This is a genomic window from Nostoc sp. UIC 10630, from assembly GCF_010747425.1.
GTDB lineage: Bacteria > Cyanobacteriota > Cyanobacteriia > Cyanobacteriales > Nostocaceae > Nostoc.
Map to the genome: position 1 here is coordinate 1 of NZ_JAAGOG010000458.1, position 1,022 is coordinate 1,022.

2 protein-coding genes are annotated in these 1,022 nt (G+C 35.9%); both read right to left on the reverse strand.

Translation table 11 applies throughout. The annotated features are described in order from the left end of the window. Positions 1-17 precede the first annotated feature (17 nt). Positions 18-614 (reverse strand): IS630 family transposase, encoded by a 597-nt coding sequence (locus G1O98_RS38355; RefSeq protein ID WP_163939695.1) that lies wholly within the window; start codon positions 612-614, stop codon positions 18-20. After that, on the reverse strand, positions 539-964 hold the full coding sequence (locus G1O98_RS38360) for an IS630 transposase-related protein (RefSeq protein ID WP_163939697.1): 426 nt from the start codon (positions 962-964) through the stop codon (positions 539-541). The genes G1O98_RS38355 and G1O98_RS38360 overlap by 76 nt, the downstream gene beginning before the upstream one ends. Positions 965-1,022: the final 58 nt, after the last annotated feature.

Below are 1,022 nucleotides of genomic sequence, written 5' to 3' on the forward strand. Positions count from 1 at the left end.
TACAGCAGTTTCCGATGTTATGAGGTACAGTAACAGCAATTAGTAAACCAGTTTTTTAAATGTTGAGGATTTATTAAATTGAGTGCAACTGAGATGACTGTATCAACCATTTCTGTTGTAGTTGGAGCAAAACTGCGTAAAAAAGATTTGAGTTGTGACCACCATAATTCAATGGGATTAAAATCGGGAGAGTAGGGGGATAAACAAATAACTTTCGCACCTACAGCTTCAATCATTGGTTCAATTGATGCTAGTTTGTGGGCGGGTAAATTATCCATAATTACTACCGCTCCTGTCCACAATTGAGGCGCTAAAAACTTCTCAACAAATACATCAAATGCAACGCTATCCATTGAGTTATTCATTGTCATTAATGCCACCACTTTTTTAATACTAATTGCTCCAATTACTGTAATTTTTGCACCGCGATAAAATGGTTTTAGCTCGTATACTCTTGTTCCCATCTGTGAACGTGCATGAGTTCTTGTTAAACCCAGTATTACTCCTGTCTCATCTATAAATACTAAATTTTCTGGTTCTATATCTCTGACTTTTTCCCAGTATTCTGCTCTGAGTTTTTGGACTCTTGGAGTTGCTGCTTGGCTACTCCGCAATGTTTTTTTTTACGATTTAATCCCAACTTTTGTAAAGAACGGCACATTGCAGTTCGACTTACCCAATTTCCAGTCTTTACTGCAAATAATTCACATAACTCTACTAAAGTTGCATCCTGATTTTCTGCAACTAGTTTTCTTAACTCTACATCAGCATTTGTGAGATGACTAAACTGCGGTTTTCCTCGCTGCTTAGGTTGTAAATTTCCATCAACTTGTTGTTGTTTTACCAGCTTTTGAACTAGACTTTTACTAACATTAAATCTGATTGCCACTTGACGAATTGATATTTTTTCCTGAATATGTGCTGCAACTATTTTTTTTCGGAGATCGATTGAATATGCTTTCATGAAAAGATAATATTTTTATTCTTACCAACTGTACCTCATATCAGCAGGAAGTGCTGTA